The 19,501-nt window shown below is 66.9% G+C and carries 15 protein-coding genes; 6 read left to right on the top strand and 9 right to left on the bottom strand.

What is annotated here, in order from left to right; genetic code table 11:
* Window position 1: 1 nt before the first annotated feature.
* Window positions 2-2,695, bottom strand: coding sequence for a DNA mismatch repair protein MutS (mutS, locus tag PGP17_RS02810; protein ID WP_270374167.1), 2,694 nt, complete (start codon window positions 2,693-2,695; stop codon window positions 2-4).
* 151 nt (window positions 2,696-2,846) lie between these two features.
* Here mutS and PGP17_RS02805 point away from each other — a divergent pair, with 151 nt between their 5' ends.
* Window positions 2,847-5,159, top strand: a complete 2,313-nt coding sequence (locus PGP17_RS02805; RefSeq protein WP_135945581.1) for an NADP-dependent malic enzyme — start codon at window positions 2,847-2,849, stop codon at window positions 5,157-5,159.
* Between the two features lie 4 nt (window positions 5,160-5,163).
* On the opposite strand, the gene PGP17_RS02800 is transcribed toward PGP17_RS02805, so the two are convergent.
* A complete protein-coding gene (locus tag PGP17_RS02800) occupies window positions 5,164-6,573 on the bottom strand; it encodes an AmpG family muropeptide MFS transporter (RefSeq protein WP_270374166.1) in 1,410 nt (469 codons plus the stop codon).
* A 38-nt stretch (window positions 6,574-6,611) separates the two neighbouring features.
* Entirely contained in the window at window positions 6,612-8,507 is a 1,896-nt protein-coding gene (locus PGP17_RS02795; protein WP_270374165.1) for an ATP-binding protein, read from the bottom strand.
* A 184-nt stretch (window positions 8,508-8,691) separates the two neighbouring features.
* On the opposite strand from PGP17_RS02795, the gene PGP17_RS02790 reads away from it, so the two are divergent.
* Entirely contained in the window at window positions 8,692-10,026 is a 1,335-nt protein-coding gene (locus PGP17_RS02790) for a M28 family metallopeptidase (protein ID WP_442915130.1), read from the top strand.
* A gap of 42 nt (window positions 10,027-10,068) precedes the next feature.
* On the opposite strand, the gene PGP17_RS02785 is transcribed toward PGP17_RS02790, so the two are convergent.
* The 3 genes from PGP17_RS02785 to PGP17_RS02775 all read right to left on the bottom strand — a co-directional run bounded on the left by PGP17_RS02785 (window position 10,069) and on the right by PGP17_RS02775 (window position 12,949).
* Window positions 10,069-11,607 (bottom strand): YifB family Mg chelatase-like AAA ATPase, encoded by a 1,539-nt coding sequence (locus PGP17_RS02785; protein ID WP_270374163.1) that lies wholly within the window; start codon window positions 11,605-11,607, stop codon window positions 10,069-10,071.
* 210 nt (window positions 11,608-11,817) lie between these two features.
* A complete protein-coding gene (locus tag PGP17_RS02780) occupies window positions 11,818-12,417 on the bottom strand; it encodes a BON domain-containing protein (RefSeq protein WP_270374162.1) in 600 nt (199 codons plus the stop codon).
* A gap of 136 nt (window positions 12,418-12,553) precedes the next feature.
* Complete coding sequence (locus tag PGP17_RS02775; RefSeq protein ID WP_270374161.1) at window positions 12,554-12,949, bottom strand: YraN family protein; 396 nt, start codon at window positions 12,947-12,949, stop codon at window positions 12,554-12,556.
* Between the two features lie 78 nt (window positions 12,950-13,027).
* Here PGP17_RS02775 and PGP17_RS02770 point away from each other — a divergent pair, with 78 nt between their 5' ends.
* A complete protein-coding gene (locus tag PGP17_RS02770; RefSeq protein WP_270374160.1) occupies window positions 13,028-14,413 on the top strand; it encodes a penicillin-binding protein activator in 1,386 nt (461 codons plus the stop codon).
* On the opposite strand, the gene hemW is transcribed toward PGP17_RS02770, so the two are convergent.
* Together hemW and rdgB are read right to left on the bottom strand one after the other, a co-directional pair.
* Window positions 14,410-15,561: a radical SAM family heme chaperone HemW gene (gene hemW, locus PGP17_RS02765; protein WP_270374159.1), complete on the bottom strand. Its 1,152-nt coding sequence runs from the start codon at window positions 15,559-15,561 to the stop codon at window positions 14,410-14,412. The two genes, PGP17_RS02770 and hemW, sit on opposite strands and share 4 nt — an antisense overlap.
* The gene (rdgB, locus tag PGP17_RS02760; protein WP_270374158.1) at window positions 15,558-16,181 is read right to left on the bottom strand and encodes an RdgB/HAM1 family non-canonical purine NTP pyrophosphatase; all 624 of its coding nucleotides are present in this window, start codon (window positions 16,179-16,181) and stop codon (window positions 15,558-15,560) included. Before rdgB ends, hemW begins: the two co-directional genes overlap by 4 nt.
* 450 nt (window positions 16,182-16,631) lie before the next feature.
* On the opposite strand from rdgB, the gene PGP17_RS02755 reads away from it, so the two are divergent.
* The 3 genes from PGP17_RS02755 to PGP17_RS02745 all read left to right on the top strand — a co-directional run bounded on the left by PGP17_RS02755 (window position 16,632) and on the right by PGP17_RS02745 (window position 18,724).
* Window positions 16,632-17,192: a DUF2975 domain-containing protein gene (locus tag PGP17_RS02755; protein ID WP_233342183.1), complete on the top strand. Its 561-nt coding sequence runs from the start codon at window positions 16,632-16,634 to the stop codon at window positions 17,190-17,192.
* 13 nt (window positions 17,193-17,205) lie between these two features.
* The gene (locus PGP17_RS02750; protein ID WP_135945589.1) at window positions 17,206-17,436 is read left to right on the top strand and encodes a helix-turn-helix domain-containing protein; all 231 of its coding nucleotides are present in this window, start codon (window positions 17,206-17,208) and stop codon (window positions 17,434-17,436) included.
* Window positions 17,437-17,542: 106 nt separating this feature from the next.
* Window positions 17,543-18,724, top strand: coding sequence for an APC family permease (locus PGP17_RS02745; RefSeq protein WP_270374157.1), 1,182 nt, complete (start codon window positions 17,543-17,545; stop codon window positions 18,722-18,724).
* A gap of 7 nt (window positions 18,725-18,731) precedes the next feature.
* Here the strand turns inward: PGP17_RS02745 and rph are convergent, their stop codons facing one another.
* A complete protein-coding gene (gene rph, locus PGP17_RS02740; protein ID WP_270374156.1) occupies window positions 18,732-19,445 on the bottom strand; it encodes a ribonuclease PH in 714 nt (237 codons plus the stop codon).
* Between the last annotated feature and the right edge of the window lie 56 nt (window positions 19,446-19,501).

Below are 19,501 nucleotides of genomic sequence, written 5' to 3'. Positions count from 1 at the left end.
GTCAGCCACTCTTGTCGGCGAGTGTTTTCAACGCATACAGCAGCTCATGCGCCTCGCGCGGCGTCAGCCCGTCCGGGTCGATCGACCGTAACCGGGTCTCGACTTCGCTAGGCCGGGCCTCGGGCTCAGGCGCGGCGGCCGAGAAGAGCGGCAGATCGGCCAGCGCCGAAGCAGGCGCATCGTCGGATTCCAGCCGCTTCAGGATCTCCTTCGCCCGAGCGACCGCTGCCCTGGGCAGGCCGGCGCGCTTGGCGACCTCCACCCCATAGGATCGGTCAGCGGGCCCGGGCTGGACTTCGTGTAGAAACACGAGCTCGCCCTTCCATTCCTTGGCCTTAAGCGAGACATTGCCACAGGCTTCCAGCTCGTCGGCCAGGCGTGTGAGTTCGTGATAGTGCGTCGCAAACAGGGCGCGGCAGCGATTGACGCCGTGCAGATGCTCGACCGCCGCCCACGCAATCGACAGGCCGTCATAGGTCGAGGTTCCGCGTCCGATCTCGTCCAAGATCACCAGGGCGCGCGGGCCGGCCTGGTTCAGGATGGCGGCCGTCTCGATCATCTCCGCCATGAAGGTAGACCGCCCGCGCGCCAGATCGTCGGCAGCCCCGACGCGCGAGAACAGCCGGTCGACCAGGCCGATCCTGGCCGAACCGGCCGGCACGAAGAGTCCAGCCTGCGCCAGGATCGCGATCAGCGCGTTCTGGCGCAGGAAGGTCGACTTGCCCGCCATGTTCGGGCCGGTCACCAGCAGCAAGCGGGCATGGGCCTCGCCCGCCCCGTCGAGCGCGCAGCTATTGGGCGTGAAGCGGCCGTCCGAATTGCGCCTCAGCGCATTTTCCACGACCGGATGGCGCCCGGCCTCGATCTCGAAGACGCAGCTGTCGTCGACGACCGGCCGCGTGGCAGCCGCCCGCTCGGCCCATTGCGCGTTGGCGCTTGCCAGATCGAGTTCGGCCAGAGCTCTGGCGGCGTCGCGCACCTGCCCGCTCAAGGCTTCCAGGCGGTCTCTCAGCCCTTCGAAGATTTCAAGCTCGAGTGCAACGGCCCGGTCGCCTGCCGACGCGATCTTGGCCTCCAGCTCACCGAGTTCCGGAGTGGAGAAGCGAACCGCATTGGCGAGGGTCTGACGATGGATGAAAGGCTCGCGCCCCATCAGCGCGTCGGCATTTTTCGCGCTCACCTCGATGAAATAGCCGAGCACGTTGTTGTGCTTGACTTTCAAGGCCGCGACGCCGCTTTCGTCGGCATAGGTTTTCTGCAATCCGGCCACGATACGCCGGCTGTCATCGCGCAGCTTGCGCAATTCATCCAGATCCGGCGCCCAGCCCGTCTGGACAAAGCCGCCATCGCGCACGAGCAGAGGCGGCTCTTCGATCATCGCCCGCTCGACATCCTGAACCAGGGCGGCGAGATCGGGGCGTGCCGCCAGCGATACTGCCTCCAGCGCCCGGGCGACCGCGTCGGGTGGAGACGAGAGCGGCGATTGGGCAAGATCGGCATTGAGCCGCTCGCCCTCGCGCAGGGCCCGCGCCAGCTGCAGGGCGTCACGCGGACCGCCGCGCCCGAGGCAGAGCCGGGAGAGCGCTCGCGCCGGGTCGCCCGCGCGCTTCAACCTGGCCCGCACGCTCTCGCGCAGATTTCGGGCATCGAGAAAGAACTGCACCGCATCAAGACGCGCATGAATACTGCTCAAGTCCATCGCTGGGCGGGCCAGGCGCTCGGCCAGCAGGCGGGCACCGGGGGCGGTGACCGTCTCGTCTATCGCGTCGATCAGCGACCCCTTGCGAGAGCCCGACATCGTGCGTTCGATCTCCAGGCTCACGCGCGCGGCTGGATCGATCGCCATGGCGGCGCCTGGGGCAATGGAAACCGGCGCGGACAGCTTGGCCGGCGCTCCGGCCTGCGTCAGCTCGAGATAGTCGAGCAGGCAGCCCAGCGCGGCGAGCTCCGCCTTGCTGAAATCGCCGAAGGATTCCAGCGTCTGGACCTCGAAGCGTTGCCTGAGCCGCCTGTCGCCGGACGCGGGATCGAACTTGGCGCGCGCCCGCGCAGTGACCGCCGATCCCGGGCACAGGATAGACACCGTCTTCGCGTCTTCGTCCGCGACCAGGATCTCGGCCGGATTGAGCGCCGCCAGCTCTGCCTCCAGCGCGTCGGCCGGCAGGGCGATGGACTGGAACAGGCCCTCGGAGACATCCGCCCAGGCCAAGGCCATCTCGCCGGTGGCCAGCCGGGCCAGCGCCCCGATCCGGTTGGCCTGGCGCGCATCGAGCAGATCGTCCTCGGTGAGCGTGCCCGGCGTGACGATGCGCGTGATCGCCCGGCGAACGACCGATTTTGACCCGCGCTTCTTGGCTTCGGCGGGATCCTCCATCTGCTCGCCGACCGCGACCTTGAAACCGGCCTTGATCAGGCGGGACAGATAGGCCTGCGCGTTGTGCACCGGAACGCCGCACATGGCGATCTTCTCGCCCTGGTGCTCGCCTCGCTTCGTCAGGGCGATATCAAGCGCCTCGGCAGCGCGCACCGCATCGTCGAAGAAGAGCTCGTAGAAATCTCCCATGCGGTAGAAGAGCAGCGCGTCCATGGGCGCCTGGGCCCGCAGGTCGAGAAACTGCACCATCATCGGCGTCGCGCCTTCCGGGTCCGGGAAGGTGCGGTCCATCATGGAATCAGAGGGGGCGCTCGTGCTCATGGACGCGCACGTTAATCCTGCCCGCGAGCCGGGCAAGAGGGGCAGGCCCGCAGCTTCATGCGAGATGGCACATTGCCCGCGCCGGTGAAGGCGTTAGGCTGCGGCGCAACTGTGATCTGAACGCCCATTTTATTGAGAAGAGCCCGACGCGATGAGCGACCGCAAATCCAAGATCGACGACGACGAAGCCCTGTCCTTCCACCGGTATCCGGAACCGGGGAAGATCGCTCTGCGCGCGACCAAGCCGATGGCGACCCAGCGCGACCTGTCCCTGGCCTATTCGCCGGGCGTTGCCGCGCCGGTCCGGGCCATCGCGGAGAACGAGGATGCGGTCTACGACTATACGTCAAAAGGCAATTTCGTCGCCGTGATCTCGAACGGCACCGCCATTCTGGGGCTCGGCGATCTCGGCGCAATGGCCTCCAAGCCGGTGATGGAAGGCAAGGCGGTCCTGTTCAAGCGCTTCGCCGATGTCGACGCGATGGACATCGAGGTCGAGGAAAACGACCCCGAGGCCTTCATCGAATGCGTCCGCCGTTTCGGGCGCACCTTCGGCGGGATCAATCTTGAAGACATCAAGGGGCCCGATTGCTTCATCATCGAGGAAAAACTTCGCGAATACCTCGACATCCCGGTATTTCACGATGACCAGCATGGCACGGCCATCATCTCGGTCGCCGGCATCATTAATGCGTGCGAGCTGACCGGGCGCAATCTGGAAGACCTCAAAGTCGTGGTGAATGGTGCGGGCGCGGCGGGTATCGCCGTGCTCGAGCTTCTCAAGGCAATGGGCGTGCGCGGTCAGAACGCGATTTTGTGCGACTCCAAGGGCGTCATCTACAAGGGCCGCGAAGGCGGCATGAATCAGTGGAAGTCGGCTCACGCAGCAGACACACAGGCCCGCACTCTGGAAGAGGCGCTGGACGGCGCCGATTGCTTCATCGGCCTGTCGGTCAAGGGCGCGGTGGACAAGAAGATGGTCAAGTCCATGGCCGCCGATCCGATCATCTTCGCCATGGCCAATCCCGATCCGGAGATCACGCCCGAAGAAGTGCGCGAGGCTCGCTCGGATGCGATCATGGCAACCGGCCGGTCCGATTATCCCAATCAGGTCAATAACGTCCTGGGCTTTCCCTATATCTTTCGGGGCGCGCTCGATGTCCGCGCGCGCACCATCAACGAGGAGATGAAGATCGCCGCGGCCCGCGCGCTCGCCGCCCTCGCCCGCGAAGACGTCCCCGACGAGGTCGCCGCCGCCTATCACGGCGCGCGTCCCACCTTCGGCCGCGACTACATCATCCCCGCCCCGTTCGATCCCCGCCTGATCAGCTATGTGCCGCCCTTCGTCGCCCAGGCCGCAATCGATAGCGGCGTGGCGCGCAAGCCGATTTCGGACATGGCCGGCTACAAGGCCGCGCTGGCCCGCCGGCTCGACCCGACGGCAGCCATCCTGCAATCGATCCAGGACGAGGTCCGCTCTCGGCCGAAGAAGACCATCGTCTTCGCGGAGGGCGAGGAGCCGAGCGTGATCCGCGCCGCCTTCGCCTTCCAGAACCAGGAGCTGGGCGAGGCCATCCTGATCGGCCGGGAAGAGACCACGAAGGCCAATATGCGCCTGGTCGGCGTACCTGAGGACGCGATCCGCATCGTCAATGCCCGCCTGTCCGACCGCAATGCCGACTATGCCGACTGGCTTCACAAGCGCCTGCAACGCCGGGGTTACCTGAAGCGGGACGTGCAACGCCTGGTTAATAACGACCGCAACGTCTTTGCCGCTTGCATGGTCGCGGGCGGCCAGGCTGACGGCATGGTCACCGGCACCACGCGGAACTACGCGCAGGCGCTCAGCGACGTCCAGCTCGCGCTCGACCCGCGCGCCGGCGAGCGGGTGATGGGGATGAGCCTGGTGCTGAGCCAGGGCCGCACCCTGTTCATCGCCGACACCAACGTGACCGAGTTTCCGGCCGCAGACGCACTGGCCGACATGGCCTGCGAAGCCGCGGCGGCCGCGCGCCGCTTCGGCGTCGAGCCGCGCGTGGCGATGCTGTCCTATTCCACCTTCGGCAATCCGGCCGGCGATCGCGCCGAGAAGATCCAGGATGCGGTCCGCCTTCTCGATGCGCGCTCGGTGGATTTCGAATACGAGGGCGAGATGAACGCCGATGTGGCGCTCGATCCCGACCACCGGCGGATCTACCCGTTCTCGCGCCTGTCCGGCCCGGCCAACATCCTGATCATGCCGGCCATTCACTCCGCCTCGATCTCCACGAAGCTGCTCAGAGCGGCAGGCGGCGCGACCGTGCTCGGACCGATGCTTCTGGGTCTGGAAAAGCCGGTTCAGATTGCACGCCTGGGCGCCGGGGTCTCCGACCTGCTCACCCTGGCCGTGCTGGCTGCCCATGACCTCTCAGCCGAAGCCGCCGCCGAGGAGGCCGCCGCCCGCCGCCAGGCCGGCTCGGAGTAAAGCGCTAGCCCTTCTCGGGCGGGTCGGCCGGTTCGCCGGTCGGCCCCGTGGCCGCCTCTGGGCTGTCGGCGCGGGCGTCTCCCGTGCGCCGCTCGGCAAAGCGATGCTCACCGCGCGCCGCTTTGGATCCCAAAGTGACGACGAACACAAGCAGCGCCGCCGCGGGAAGGGTCCAGGCGGCGGTGATGGCGAAAAACGCCACATAGCCGACCGCATCGGCCAGGAGACCGGAGAAGCCGGACAGGAATTTGGCGAAGAAGCCGTAGAAGGAGCTGAGCAGCGCGTACTGCGTCGCCGCGTTCTCCGGGTCCACGAGGCTGGACAGATAGGCGATGAAGACGGTCGTCACGAAGCCGCCGGCGAGATTGTCGCCGACGATTGCGATAGAGAGCTTCCACACATCCTCGGCATTGGCGGTCGCCGCCAGCCAGGCATATGCGCCATTGGTCACGAAGGTGATGACCAGTCCGATGATCAAGGCCTTCATCAGACCAAAGCGGAACGCGGCCACACCCCCCAGGAACAGGCCGAAAATCGTCGCCACAAGGCCGGGTCCGCCCTGAACCCCGCCGACAATCTCCTTGGCGAACCCGATGTCGGAATAAAGCGGGCTGGCCATGACGCCCATCGTGAAGTCGGACAGGCGGTAGATCGCAACCAACGCCAGAACCGGGATGAACCACAGGCCGAGCCGGCCCAGCATTTGGCGGAAGGGCTCGACGACCGCCTTGCCCACCTTCACCGCGAAATTGCCCGAGAGGGCGCGGCGCGCCTCTCCGGTGGCGGGCTCCTTCATGAGGAAGACCAGCCCCGCCGACAGCGCCATCGCCGACGCCATCGCCAGGAAGGACCAGTTCCAGTCCGTCCAGCCGGCAATGGCAAGCCCCAGGCCGGAGGTCATGTAGGCGACGCGGTAGCCCAGCGAGTAGGCCGCGGCCATGTTCGCCTGCATCTCGTTAGGCGCCGATTCAATCCGCCAGGCATCGATGGCCACATCCAGCGTCGCTCCCGAATAGGCCAGCAGGATCGCGCCGATGGCAACCGGGAGGAGACCGGCGGACGGATCGGTCTGCGAAATGATAATGAGCGCGATCACCGTCCCGCATATCGCCGTGACGATCCACGACCGGCGGGGGCCCAGCAGCGCGTGCAAGCCGGGAATCTGGACGCGGTCGATGACCGGGGCCCAGAGAAATTTGAGCGTGTAGGACAGCGTGACCCAGTAGAAGAACCCGATGGTCGAGCGCTCGATACCGCTATCGCGGAGCCAGAAGCTGAGCTTCTGGAACACCATGTAGAGCGGCAGGCCGGACGCGAAACCCAGCACCAGCATCGAAAGCATGACCGGCGTGAAGTAGACGCGCACGGTCTGCTTCCAGTCGCGTTGCTTTGCCTCAAGATGGGTCTCGGCCATGCGCCTGCCTGCTCTGATCGGTGTTGTCTGGTTTCAGATCAGCCGACCCTTGCCCGGTTTTCCCGCGGGCACAAGCGCGCAAGCGCATCGCACAGGCGCTCCTGATCGAGCGGCTTGGACAGGAACTCGTCCATCCCCGCGTCCAGGCACTCGGCCCGGTCAGCTTCGGTGGCATTGGCGGTCAACGCCAGGATCGGCACCGTCCGGCCATTGGGAAGCGCGCGTATCCGGCGTGCCGCCTCCCGGCCGTCGAGCCTGGGCATGCGCAGGTCCAGCAAGACCGCATCGAACTCCTGTTCTCTGACCGCGTCGACGGCGGCCTGCCCGTCAGCAACACGCACGGGGCGGGCGCCCAGGCGTGCCAGGATGCGTTCCCCGATCAAGCCGTTCACCGGATCGTCCTCGGCGACAAGAATTGTCCGTCCGGCCAGCCGGCCATCCGGTCGCGGGGGCGCGAGCGGGGGCGGTTCAGGCAGCGGCCGCCCCGGGCTCAGCGTGGCGGGCGCTGTGCGGCACGCATACTCGGCGAGGGAGCGGGCACGCACAGGGGCGACAAGCCAGCCATCAATCCCTTCCGGCCGCTGGTCGGCGGCGAACTGGTCCTTCGTGGACGGCCGCGCAAGGGCCAGAACCCGGATCGGCTGGTCTGCACCGCGCAGGGCCGCCGCATGCGCGGCCCATGCCTCGTCCAGCACCAGGACCGGCGTGCCTTTCGCCCGCTCCAGGCTCGCGGCAATATCGTCCGGATCGGCAATCGGCGATGTGCGCGCGCCGAGCGCGGTGGCCTGCAAGGCAATCGCCTGGCGCTGGATCGCGCACGGGCTCGCCACGAAGACATGGCGCCCGCTCAGGCAGGGATCGAGCGTGGCCGGGAGGTCTTCCAGGATCGGGAAGGCGAACCAGAAATGGGAGCCTTTTCCGAGCTCGGACGTGAAGCCGACCTCGCCTCCCATCGCTTCGGACAGGCGCTTGACCATGGCCAGACCCAGACCGGCACCGGGCGCATGGCTGCGTTCGGCGGCCCCCCGTTCGAACTGTTCGAACAGGGTGTTGCGGTCCTCGTCCGCTATGCCCGGACCGGTGTCCGTAACCGACAGGCGGACCATGTCCCCGGCGCGCTCCGCGCGGATCAGTATGCCTCCGGTTTCGGTGAATTTTACGGCATTGCCGGCCAGATTGAAGAGGACTTGTCTAAGCCGGGCCGGGTCAGCTTTCAGCCGGGCCGGAACGTCGGGATCGATCGCGTGCGCCAGGCTCAGATCCTTCTCCGCGGCCCGGGTGGCGAGGACCTCTCCCAGATCTTCGATCAGGCCACGCAGATCGACGGGCTCCTGGCGCAGCTCCAGCCGGCCCGCTTCAAGTCTCGACAGGTCGAGAATGTCGTCGATGAGGGAGAGGGCGTGTTCGGCGCTGGACGTCACGGCATCCAGATAGGCGGCCTGGTCCGGCTGGAGGCGCGTATCGCGCAGCAGGCGGGCCGCACCGAGCGCGCCGGATAGGGGGGTGCGCAATTCATGGGTGATCGCGGCAAAAAAGACTGACTTTCCGCGTGCCGCTTCGCTGAGCGCGGCGCGCGCGCGGCGCTCCTGCGTCACATCGCGGCCCACAGAGACGGTACCGCCGCCTTCCAGCGCCGTTTCCGTCCATTCGATCCAGGCCTCTCCCCGCCGGGTCGCCATGGCGACATCGTAGCGGCGCGATTCCCCCGGCTTCTGCGATCCCAGGGCCGATGCGAACCAGCGTCCGGTCCAGTCCGCCCTAGCGCCGCCGAAAGCCTCGAGGAAAGCCTGGTTGACCTCGGTCAGCCGGCCGGAGCAGTCGCGCACCATGACCAGCTCGCCCATTGAATCGAAGATGGCGCGCAGATTCGTCCCGGCCGCTACGGCAGGCGGCTCGGAATCCGGCGCGCAATGAGAGGGGCGATCGCGGGTCATGGATGAGCTTTTAGCGCGTGCCGCGTTAAGGAATCTTGGATGAGGTCGGGCGCCGGTCCGGAGGTGCGCGCCTTGACGGGTCGGGTCACTCCGACATGATGCCGGCCCAAAGACCACCGCTCACACGATCCCGGGGACGATTCATATGATCCGCATTGCCGCCTCGCTTGGCTTGCTTGTCGCCATGCCCGCTCTCGCTCAGGAGGAGGCTCCGGCCCCGGGCGAGGTGATGGCGATCTACGATATTGTCGATTCGGTTTCGGCCGGGCGGATAGAAGCCGACATCCGCACGCTTGTGGATTTCGGGACCCGGCACACCGCATCCCAGACGGAGTCCGCGACACGCGGTATCGGGGCTGCCCGGCGCTGGATTCATGACGAGTTCGAGCGCATCTCTGCCGAATGCGGCGGCTGCCTGGAAGTCGTCTACGTGTCCGACACGATTTCGGGTGAAACGCGCCTTCCCGAACCGGTCGAAGTCGTGTCGGTTCTGGCCATCCAGCGCGGCACACTCGATCCGGACCGCGTGGTCATGATGAGCGGGGACATCGACAGCCGCGTCAGCGATGTCATGGACGCCGAGTCGGATTCGCCCGGCGCCAACGACAACGCATCCGGCGTGGCGGGGGCGATCGAGGCCGCGCGCGTGCTCAGCCAGCATGAATTTGCCGGCACCATCGTCTACGCCGCGCTGGCCGGGGAAGAGCAGGGCCTGTTCGGCGGCGAGATCGTGGCCGACTGGGCGCTCGAGCAGGGCTGGCGCATCAAGGCGGTGCTTAATAACGACATGATCGGCAATATCGCCGGCATTGACGGCGTGATCGACAACTCCACCATCCGCGTCTTCTCCGAGGGCACACGCGCAGCGGAGACCGAGGACGAAGCCCGCCGGCGCCGCTTCACCGGCGGCGAAGTGGATTCCCCATCGCGCAACCTCGCCCGTTATATCGACCGTGTCGCCGACCAGTATGTGCGCAATCTCGATGTCATGATGGTCTACCGCCTCGACCGGTTCGGCCGCGGCGGCCACCACCGTCCCTTCAACGCCGTGGGTATTCCCGGTGTCCGCCTGATGGAGACCCACGAGCATTACGACCGGCAGCATCAGGACCTGCGCAATGAGGAGGGTCGGCACTACGGCGATACGATCGACTTCGTGGACTTCGACTACGCCGCCAAGGCCACCGCGCTCAACGCGGCCACGCTCGCCCTGCTCGCCGGCGCACCGCCCATACCGGCCAATGTGCAGGTTGAGGGCGCGGTCAGCCCGGACACGACGTTGAGCTGGGACCTGCCGGAGGGCGAAGCCGCGGCCAATCTGGCCGGCTACCGGGTCCACTGGCGCCTGACGGACGAGCCGCAATGGACCCATAGCCGGTGGGTCGGCCGCACCTCCAGCTACACGCTGGAGAATGTCGTCATCGACAATTATTTCTTCGGCGTTTCGGCCGTCGCCGAAGACGGGTCGCAGACCCCGGTCGTCTTCCCCGGCGCCGCCGGCAGCTTCGGGGGCTATTGACCCATTCGTCCGCCGGACCGGCCGGACCGCACGGTCTGCACGCTAGAAGCCCGCGGACGCCCGTGTCGCCGGGCGGGAAATCGCTTGGCCGGGCGGCTTCGCGCGCCGCGCGCTGAGCGCTTCGGCGACATGGATGCGGCGTACGCCATCCGCGCCATCGAGATCGGCGATGGTCCGGGCGGTCCGTAGAATGCGGTGATAGCTGCGCGCCGTCAGGCCCATCGCTTCGGCGGCCTGGCCCAGCAGCGCGGCGCCGGGCGCGTCGGGCGCGCAGACCTGGTCCAGACGGTCGCCGCCCAGATGGGCGTTCAGGCTGCCCCGTGCCATCTGGATATCGCGCGCTTGCGCAACGCGTGCCGCGCATTCTGCCGTGCCCTCGGCGGGCCGGGGCAAGGCGAGGTCGGCTGGCGTGACCGGCGGGACGTCGATCTGCAGATCGATCCGGTCGATCATCGGGCCGGACACCCGGGCCTGATAGGATTGCGCGCATTTGGGTCCGCGGGCGCACGCCTGTCCATTCTCCCCGCCCCACCCGCACCGGCAGGGATTCATTGCGGCGATGAGCTGGAAGCGCGCCGGAAAGCAGACGCGCGAGTTCGCACGCACAATGGCGATTTCGCCGGTTTCCAGAGGCTCCCGAAGCGAGTCCAGCACCTGGGGATGGAATTCGGGAAGCTCGTCGAGAAACAGAACCCCATGATGGGCCAGCGAGGCTTCGCCGGGCCGGACCCGGCTTCCGCCGCCGACCATGGCCGCCATCGAGGCGGAGTGATGCGGGCTGCGGAAGGGGCGTGTCCGGCTGAGCTCGCCGCGGTCGAGCATGCCGGCCACAGACTGGATCATCGAGACCTGGAGCAATTCTTCGGCTGTGAGCGGCGGCAGCAGGCCGGGCGCGCGCGAGGCCAGCATCGACTTTCCCGAGCCGGGCGGGCCGACCATGAGCAGATTATGGCCCCCGGCCATCGCCACTTCGAGCGCGCGCTTGGCGGTCTCCTGTCCGCGCACATCGCGTAAATCCTTCACGCCCGGACCATCGACCAGATCGCCGGGCGCGGGGCGGGAGAGCACCTGATTGCCCTTGAAATGATTGACGAGCTGGATCAGCGAGCGCGGCGCGAGTATGGGCAGATCGCCGCCCGCCCACGCCGCTTCCGGCCCGCTGGCCTGGGCGCAGATGAATCCGCAGTCGCGTTCGCTGGCCAGCATCGCCGCGGGCAGGGCGCCGGGGCTTGGCGCGATCGATCCGTCAAGCCCGAGCTCGCCCATGGCGAGATATTCCTGGCCCGCTTCGGGCGGCAGGACTCCAATCGCCACCATCAGCCCGATCGCGACGGGCAGATCGTAATGCGCGCCCTCCTTGGGCCGGTCGGCAGGCGCCAGGTTGACGATGACCCGCTGGCTGGGCAGCGCAAGGCCGATGGCGGCGAACGCGGCGCGGACCCGCTCCCGGCTTTCCGCCACTGCCTTGTCGGCGAGGCCGACAATGTTGAAAGCCGGCAAACCGCCGGCAATTTGGACCTGCACATCAATCCAGCGCGCTTCGGCGCCCTCAAACGAGGCTGAAGACGTCCGCGCTGTCATGGCCTTGCTCCGCTAAACGCAGTTGATGAACGAGCTCGAAGAGCCCCCAAGTTGTCGAATGTTTTCCACAAGATGAGAGCAACACCCGATCAAAACAGGAACATTATACGAACGGACAGGGATTTGAAGTCAAGAAACTTCTTTTAGAAATCGACAAGCTGTTGATAAGTGCAGGTTTAGAACCTGCTTCAGGCCGAGGCGGGTTAACGGTCAGTCCGCCGGATCGAGGTCGCAGAGTTCGGCGCGGCGCGCTCCCCGCGGCCCGAGTTCGGGCGCTTCGCCGGGCACGCGCATCAGCACAACGACCCGCTCCACCCCGTCAACGAGGGAGGCGTGACGCGAGGCGCGATCGCGTTCTCCTTCACTGCGGGCGAAACCAAGCAAATAGACCGTGCCGTTCTGCGTCTCGATATTCATGTTCACCGCGCGCACATCGGCGTCAGAGACCAGGCGTGCGCGGATCTGCTGCGTGATCCAGGCGTCCCGGGCGACGGCGCCCGCACCCTGGCTCGCGCCGACGACCACCTCGTTGACCACGTCACGCACGCCTGGGGAGGCCCAGGTCACGCATTCGGCATACACCTTGTCCTCGGCCCGGGGCACGCGGCCGGACAGGAGCGCGACGCCTTCGGTCACCTCGAGATCGACGCCGTTCAGGGCATAGCCCTCGGCGCGCAGCATGGTCGACTTGATCTGCGTCGAGGCATTGAAATCGTCGATGCTGCGGCCGACCGAGCGGCCTGGCTGAAGCGCGGCGCAGCCGGCAAGCAGGCTTGCGGTCGCAAGGGTTAGGGCGATGACACGCAGCATTTAAGGCCTCTTCTGTCTTGTCTTCGGGCGGGCCGGGTGCGGCTCTGGGCGCAGCCTTCCCACCCACCGAATCTCGCCTAGCGCTCCAATCGGGCAGAGGTAAGGCAAGCCGCCCGCCCGCAAGTGTAAATCCGCTTCAGGCCAGGCGCATCGCATCGGCGCCCTCTGCTGAAAACGCGCCCTTCAGGTGCCGCGGCCAGCGGCCCGGCACCACCAGCACCACGTCGAAGCGCGGTTGCAGCGCCGCCAGCCCGGTCTGGCGCGCCCGCCAGAGCGCCGCCGCCCGGACCAGACGCGCCGCCTGGCGGGGCGTCACCGCCTCGGCGGCGATGCGGTCGCTTGCGCGCGCCTTGACCTCGATGAAGGCGAGAACAGCGCCCCGGCGTGCGATCAGATCGATCTCCCCGGCCGCCGTGCGCGCCCGCCGCGCCAGGATTCTCCATCCTTTCAGCACAAGGCAGAGCGCCGCCAGCCGTTCGGCATTCCGTCCGCGGCGCTCGGCCCGCTCGCGTGAGTGAGGCCGCGCGCTCAAAACGCCCTGACAGGTTGCGGGCTGACGGGCGCAAGGCTAGCTTGCCGGCGTCGGGGGAAAAGGTTTCGGAGCGTCACCATGATTGCCACAGTCTCGCGCATGCGCGCTGTCTCGCCAAGCCGCTGGATGGCCGGACTGGTTGCGCTCCTCGCGATCGCCGCGTGCTCCACCACGCCGGACGGCCCCCGAGGGCCGGTCTCGCCGCAGCCGTCTTCGCCCGTGATCGGCGAGGCGCCGCCACCGGCGACACTGCCCGTACCGATCGCCGACCCGGCCTTCACGCCGGTGCATATGCGCGGACAGGACGACATCGCGCGCGTCGCGATCCTGCTTCCCTTCTCCGCAGACAATGAGGCGGCCCGGCGCGAGGCGACCAGCATATTGCGCGCCGCCGAGCTCGCTTTGTTCGAACGGGCCGGAGAGAATGTGCTCCTCCTGCCCAAGGATACCGGCGGCACCGCGCAGGGTGCGCGCGAAGCGGCGCGTTCGGCCCTGTCCGATGGCGCGCAGCTCATCCTGGGTCCGCTCTTCTCCCATTCGGTCGAGGCGGTCGGCTCGGTCGCGAGAGAGAGCGGCGTGCCCGTCATCGCCTTCTCCACCGAGTTGTCCGTGGCCGGGGACGGCGTTTATCTGCTCAGCTTCCCGCCCGGCGAGGAAGTCCGCCGCATCGTGAATTACACGGCCGATCTCGGCACGACACGCTATGCGATCATCGGCCCGGCCAACGAGTACGGAACGACGGTCGCCGCCGCCTACCGCGATGCAATCGCCGAGCAGCCGGGCGGCGCGCGCCTGGTGGCCGAGGAAGTCTATTCCGGCGGGGTGCAGGCGATGAATGAAGCCGCGACCCGCCTTGCCCGCCTCGGGGTCGAGCCCCTCGACGCCGAGGAGGCCGCCCAGCGCACCGGGCGCAACTGGGAACCGGACGACAGCGCACCCTTCCAGGTCATCCTGCTGCCGGAAAGCGGGGACCGGCTGCGCACGCTCGCCCCGGTACTGGTCTACCAGGACATCGATCCGCTTCTCATCAAGTTCGTCGGGACCGGCCAGTGGCATGACAGCGCCACGGTGCGCGAACCCGCACTGGCCAATGGCTGGTTTGCCGGACCCGACCCTCAGGCTCGCGCCCGGTTCGAAGCCGCCTTCGAACGCGTGTTCGAGACCACACCCTCCCGCCTGGCCGGTCTCGGCTACGATGCCGGGTCGCTGGCGGCCCTGATGGCCGCCTCGGGCCCGGAGGGCTTCCAGTCCAGCGCCATCGAGAGCGAAGAGGGCTTTCTGGGTGTCGACGGCTTGTTCCGCTTCCGCGAAGACGGAACGATCGAGCGCGGCCTCGCCGTCTACACCGTGCGCAGTGGCGGCTTTGAGGTCCTCGAACCGGCTCCGGCCTATTTCGGCGAGGGACGCGTGCTCGAAGACCCGGCCGGCCCGGCAACCGACATCGACGCCGCCGAGAGCTTCTAGGCCGGCGCCAGCGCCGCCGCGATGCCGTCCGCATAGAGCCGTCCGGCCGGTGTCAGGGTGACCCGCCCGGCGTCGAGCGTGACCAGGCCGTCTTCGGCAAAGCCCTCAGCCGCGCGCCGGTCAATCCCGTGCCCGGTCAGGGCCCGCAACCGGTCCAGGTCCAGGCCCTCTTTCAGACGCAGCCCCATCAGGACGCGTTCCTGCGCGTCCTCAAGTGCACTCAGCGCCTCGAACGTCTGAGCCTGCCCTTCGGCGATGCCCGCGATATAGGCCTCCGGCCTGCGCTCTGCAGCCGCTCCGATACGCCCGCCAAGCGCCGGGGCTCCGTAACGCGAATGTGCGCCCGGTCCGATCCCGATCCAGTCCGCCCCGGTCCAGTACAGAATATTGTGCGCCGACCGGTCGGCCTGGGTACGCGCATGATTGGAGACTTCATATCCGTCCAGCCCGTGGGCTGCGGTCAGGCTCTGCGTCAGCTCGTACATCTGCGCCGCGAGATCGTCCTCGGCCGGGACAAGCTGACCGCGCGCCACCTTGCGCGCGAACGCTGTGCCCGGCTCGATCGTCAGCTGATAGAGCGAGAGATGATCGAGCCCGAAGCCCAGGGCGCGCGTCAGTTCTGCCGACCAGTCCTCCAGCGACTGGCCCTGACGCGCATAGATCAGATCGATCGAGACACGGGTGAACAATGCCTGAGCCCGCTCCAGCGCCTCCAGCGCCCGCCGGGCGCCATGATCGCGCCCGAGCCGCGTCAGGCTCTCATCGTCCAGCGCCTGCACGCCGAGCGAGAGACGCTCGATCCCCGCCCCGGCCAGCCCGTCGAACCGCTCCATCTCGGCCGGGTTCGCTTCCAGGCCGATCTCCGCACCGGGCTCGAAGCCGAACAGCGACGCGGCCGCCTCCAGGATCGCTTCGATCTGGCCCGGCGCCATCAGTGACGGCGTTCCCCCGCCGAAGTGCACGCTGCGCAGGGGACGCGGCCCGACCCGCTCGCGCCAGGCCTGCAGGTCGGCCAGCATCGCGTCCAGCAGCGGCGCGGTATCGCGATCGCGATCGCGATACACATTGAAATCGCAATACGGGCAGATCCGCGCGCAATAGGGCCAGTGCACGTAGAGGCCAAGCGGGATGTCGGGTCCGGACGTCACTCTGCGAACACCGCCGAGACGAGCTGGGAGAAGGCATCCGCGCGGTGAGACATGGCATGCTTGGCCGCCGGCTCCATCTCGGCGAACGTGGCGGTGTGGCCCTCCGGAACGAAGACCGGGTCATAGCCGAAACCCCGATCCCCGCGCGGCGGCCAGACCAGCGCCCCGTCCACCGTCCCCACGAAGACCGCTTCCTCACCATCGGGGTGGACGAGCGCGAGCGCGCACACGAAACGCGCATTCCGGTTCGTCGTCCCGCGCTTTTCAAGCTCGGCTTCGACCTTTTCCATGGCACGGTAGAAATCGCGCGGCTCACCGGCCCAGCGCGCCGAATAGATGCCCGGCGCCCCGTCCAGGGCCTCCACCGCGAGCCCGGAATCGTCTGCCAGGGCGACCTTGCCGGAGACCCTGGCGGCGGCGCGCGCCTTGAGAAGCGCATTGCCCTCGAAGCTGTCTTCGGTCTCTTCAGGTTCGGGCAGACCAGCCTCCTCCGCGCCGATCGCGGTCAGGCCGAAGGGCTCTATCAGCGCGCTTATCTCCTTGATCTTGCCCGCATTATGACTGGCGATGACCCAGGTGTCAGCGGCAACGAAACAAGGGCTTACAGAGGGTCGTGTCATGGGGATTTATCACCTTTCGAAAAATTTATATTGTTTTTCGATAATTTTTTGTTGCGTACCGATATCGGGTTTGCTAGACAGGTTTTCGAGACGAGGGGAACACCTCGCTCACCGGCGAAAAGCCCCGGCGCGAAGACCGGGTCACACGCCAAACGGTTGGTCAAACTCAAGACAGGAGACATAGATATGGTCAGGTCCTCTTCCAATAACGGCTTCAACACCGCCGCCATGCTCGTCAACATCGTGCTGCTGAGCGGCGTCTTTGCCGGCATGGCCGTTGCGCTGACGTCCATGGTTGCCTGATGCGCGCCACACAGGACCGGCGTCTTCGGCTTGTCCTTTTCTCCCCGGGAGGATAGGTCAGAAGATGTCGGTCTGACGCGGCTTTTGCCGTATATGACACAATGAGACTACCACCCCACGCGGGACGGACATGAGGAAGCGGGGAGTATGGCACGTCTGAAGACACTCGGCCCCGGATCGCTGGCCGCGATACTCAAGCGTCTGCTGGACATTCTCTACTATCTGCTCTGGGCGGCGCTGGGCGTGGCCAGCCTTGTCACCCTGCTGATCTTTGCCGTCGGCATTTACGGCGTGACCGGCATCGGCCCGAGCCTTCCGCCCGAATTGCGCGACCTGCTCCAGATGAGCGTGGTCGTCGCCCTGCCGTTCGCGATCTTCGGGCTCGTTGCCCTCACCTTCATCGTTCACAAGCTGCGCAACGTGGCGGACACGCTGGTCCAGGGTGACCCTTTCGTGCCGGAAAACGCCGGCCATCTGCGCTCGATCGCGTTGGCGATCCTGGCCTACCAGTTGACCTCTTACGCTGCGCACGGCGTTCTGGGATTGCTCCTGACGCTCTTCGGCCGGCCCGTCGAGAGCGGGGTCAGTCTCACGCCGGAATTCAGCGTCAATCTGGGCGCCTGGTTTGCCGTGCTTGCCCTGTTCGTCCTGTCCGAAGTCTTCCGCGAAGGCACCCGCCTTCGCGAAGAACAGAAGCTGACGATCTAGGGGAGGCGCGCACATGCCCATTCAAGTCTCCCTCGACCGCATGCTTCTCGAGCGCCGGATGTCGCTGACAGAGCTGTGCGACCGGGTCGGAATTACCATGGCCAACCTGTCGATCCTCAAGACCGGCAAGGCGAAGGCCGTGCGCTTCTCCACGCTTGAAGCGCTGTGCCGGGAGCTCGACTGCCAGCCCGGCGATCTTCTCAGCTTCGTGGATGATCCGGACGAGGACGCAGAGCGAAGTTAGCGCGGGCACGACCAGGCGTGTGTGGTGAACTTTTCGCCGCCACTCGCATTGCCCCGGTATGGCCGAATCGGCACCTGAGACAGAGTCGCTCTCGCGATCGATCACCTTGCCCCGTCTTGTTCTGTACGGGGTCGGCACCATTCTTGGCGCCGGCATTTTCGTCGTCATCGGCGAGGTTATCGGTGAAAGCGGCACACTAGCCCCGCTGGCTTACCTCGCCGCGGGCGCTGTCGCCTTTCTTACTGCCCTGTCCTATGCCGAGATATCGGCGCGTGTCCCGACGGCAGGCGGACCGACCGACTATGTCGAGCGCGCGTTCCGCCACCGGCGTCTGGGCTCGATGACCGGCTGGCTCCTGATGACGGCCAACACGGTATCGGCCGCCACGATCACCAGTGGCTTTGTCGGATATCTCAGCATTTTCGTGGATGTCCCGGGCTGGCTCGTCGCTCTTCTGGTCGCGACCGGCATCGGTGCCATCGGGGCGGCCGGGATGCGTTCGAGCACCTGGTTCATGACCGTCACGACCGGGATCGGGATCGTCACGCTGCTCGCGGTCATATGGGCCACGCGCGAAGGACTGACGGCCATACCCTCCCGCCTGGGCGGTGAACTCTCAGGCGCGAACCCGGCCATGCTCACCGGTCTGTTTTCCGGCGCCTTCCTGGCCATCTATTCCTTCATCGGCTTTGGGGACATGGCCCTTACAGCCGAGGAAGTGAAACAGGTTGAACGCACGCTCCCGCGCGCCATCGTGATTGCCCTGGCAATCGTCTTCCTGTTCTACTTGCTGGTGTCCATCGCCGTTGTCGGAGCCGGGCCGGTCGAGGAGATCGCCTCGGCCCGCGCCCCTCTTGTGGCCGCCGTCGAACGGGAGGGCTGGCCAGCCTGGCCGGTCGGCCTCGCGAGCCTGTTCGTTATCGTCAACGGCGCGCTGACCCAGATCATCGGCGCCTCCAGATTGCTGATGGATATCGGACGCGACGCGCGCGGGGCGCCCGGCTTCTTCGGCCGTGTGAACCCGGTCAGCCGGACCCCGCTGATCGCGACGGCCACCCTGACCGCCATCGTCGCCCTGCTGGCTGCCTTCGTAGACCTTCAGCATCTGGCCGAAGCCACGAGCCTGATCATTCTCGCGGTCTTCTTCCTCGTCAATTGCGCCCTGATCGGCTTGAAACGCCGTTCCCAGCCCGACGAGGTCCCGGATATCTGGATCGGGATTCCGCTGCTCGGCGCGCTCTCCACGCTGGGTGCGATCCTGGCCCAGATCGCCTTCTGGTTCAGCTAAAAGGCTCTCAGCCCAGCGCCTGGCTCTGCAACAGGCACAACTCGCCGATTCCCTTGCGGGCCAGAGAGAAGACATCGGCAAACTGCTCGCTGGTGATCGGCCGGTCCTCGGCCGTCGCCTGGATTTCCACCACACCGCCATCGTTGGTCAGGACGAAATTGGCGTCCGCTTCGGCCACGCGGTCTTCCTCGTATTCAAGATCGAGGCGCGCCTGCCCGTCGACGATGCCGGCCGAGACCGCGGCAAGCTGGCCGAAGACCGGGTCGGCCTTGAGCACATCTTCTTCCACGAGCCATGCCGTGGCCTGCTTCAGGGCCAGCCAGGCGCCCGTGATCGCCGCTGTGCGCGTTCCGCCATCGGCCTGCAGGACGTCGCAATCGATCAGGATCTGACGCTCGCCCAGCGCGGACAGATCGGTGACGGCGCGCAGCGAACGCCCGATCAGGCGCTGGATTTCCTGGGTGCGGCCCGAGGGCTTGCCGGCGGTCACCTCGCGCCGGGTACGCTGGTGGGTGGCCCGGGGCAGCATGGCGTACTCGGCGGTGACCCAGCCGCGGCCCTTGCCGCGCAGCCAGGGCGGCGTGCTCTCGTCGACGCTCGCTGTGCACAGGACACGCGTATTGCCGAAGATGGACAGGCAGGACCCCTCGGCATAGGGGCTGGCGCCCAGCTCGAAGCGGACAGGACGCAGCGCGTCGGCGGCTCGGTTTTCAGGGCGCATGGGACAGCTTTCTTTGATATGCAGGGTTCTCGGGTCTGACGCCCACTCCTAGCTGA

It is taken from the genome of Marinicauda sp. Alg238-R41 (assembly GCF_947331485.1).
Lineage (GTDB): Bacteria > Pseudomonadota > Alphaproteobacteria > Caulobacterales > Maricaulaceae > Marinicauda > Marinicauda pacifica.
The sequence above is the reverse complement of the archived record's forward strand: the minus strand, read 5'-3'. Positions and strand labels throughout refer to the sequence as shown.

What these genes read in the sequence shown, in the direction of transcription:
- mutS (WP_270374167.1), bottom strand. Translation starts at nt 2,695, where the DNA reads ATGAGCACGAGCGCCCCCTCTGATTCCATGATGGACCGCACCTTCCCG.
- PGP17_RS02805 (WP_135945581.1), top strand. Translation starts at nt 2,847, where the DNA reads ATGAGCGACCGCAAATCCAAGATCGACGACGACGAAGCCCTGTCCTTC.
- PGP17_RS02800 (WP_270374166.1), bottom strand. Translation starts at nt 6,573, where the DNA reads ATGGCCGAGACCCATCTTGAGGCAAAGCAACGCGACTGGAAGCAGACC.
- PGP17_RS02795 (WP_270374165.1), bottom strand. Translation starts at nt 8,507, where the DNA reads ATGACCCGCGATCGCCCCTCTCATTGCGCGCCGGATTCCGAGCCGCCT.
- PGP17_RS02790 (WP_442915130.1), top strand. Translation starts at nt 8,692, where the DNA reads ATGCCCGCTCTCGCTCAGGAGGAGGCTCCGGCCCCGGGCGAGGTGATG.
- PGP17_RS02785 (WP_270374163.1), bottom strand. Translation starts at nt 11,607, where the DNA reads ATGACAGCGCGGACGTCTTCAGCCTCGTTTGAGGGCGCCGAAGCGCGC.
- PGP17_RS02780 (WP_270374162.1), bottom strand. Translation starts at nt 12,417, where the DNA reads ATGCTGCGTGTCATCGCCCTAACCCTTGCGACCGCAAGCCTGCTTGCC.
- PGP17_RS02770 (WP_270374160.1), top strand. Translation starts at nt 13,028, where the DNA reads ATGATTGCCACAGTCTCGCGCATGCGCGCTGTCTCGCCAAGCCGCTGG.
- rdgB (WP_270374158.1), bottom strand. Translation starts at nt 16,181, where the DNA reads ATGACACGACCCTCTGTAAGCCCTTGTTTCGTTGCCGCTGACACCTGG.
- PGP17_RS02755 (WP_233342183.1), top strand. Translation starts at nt 16,632, where the DNA reads ATGGCACGTCTGAAGACACTCGGCCCCGGATCGCTGGCCGCGATACTC.
- PGP17_RS02750 (WP_135945589.1), top strand. Translation starts at nt 17,206, where the DNA reads ATGCCCATTCAAGTCTCCCTCGACCGCATGCTTCTCGAGCGCCGGATG.
- rph (WP_270374156.1), bottom strand. Translation starts at nt 19,445, where the DNA reads ATGCGCCCTGAAAACCGAGCCGCCGACGCGCTGCGTCCTGTCCGCTTC.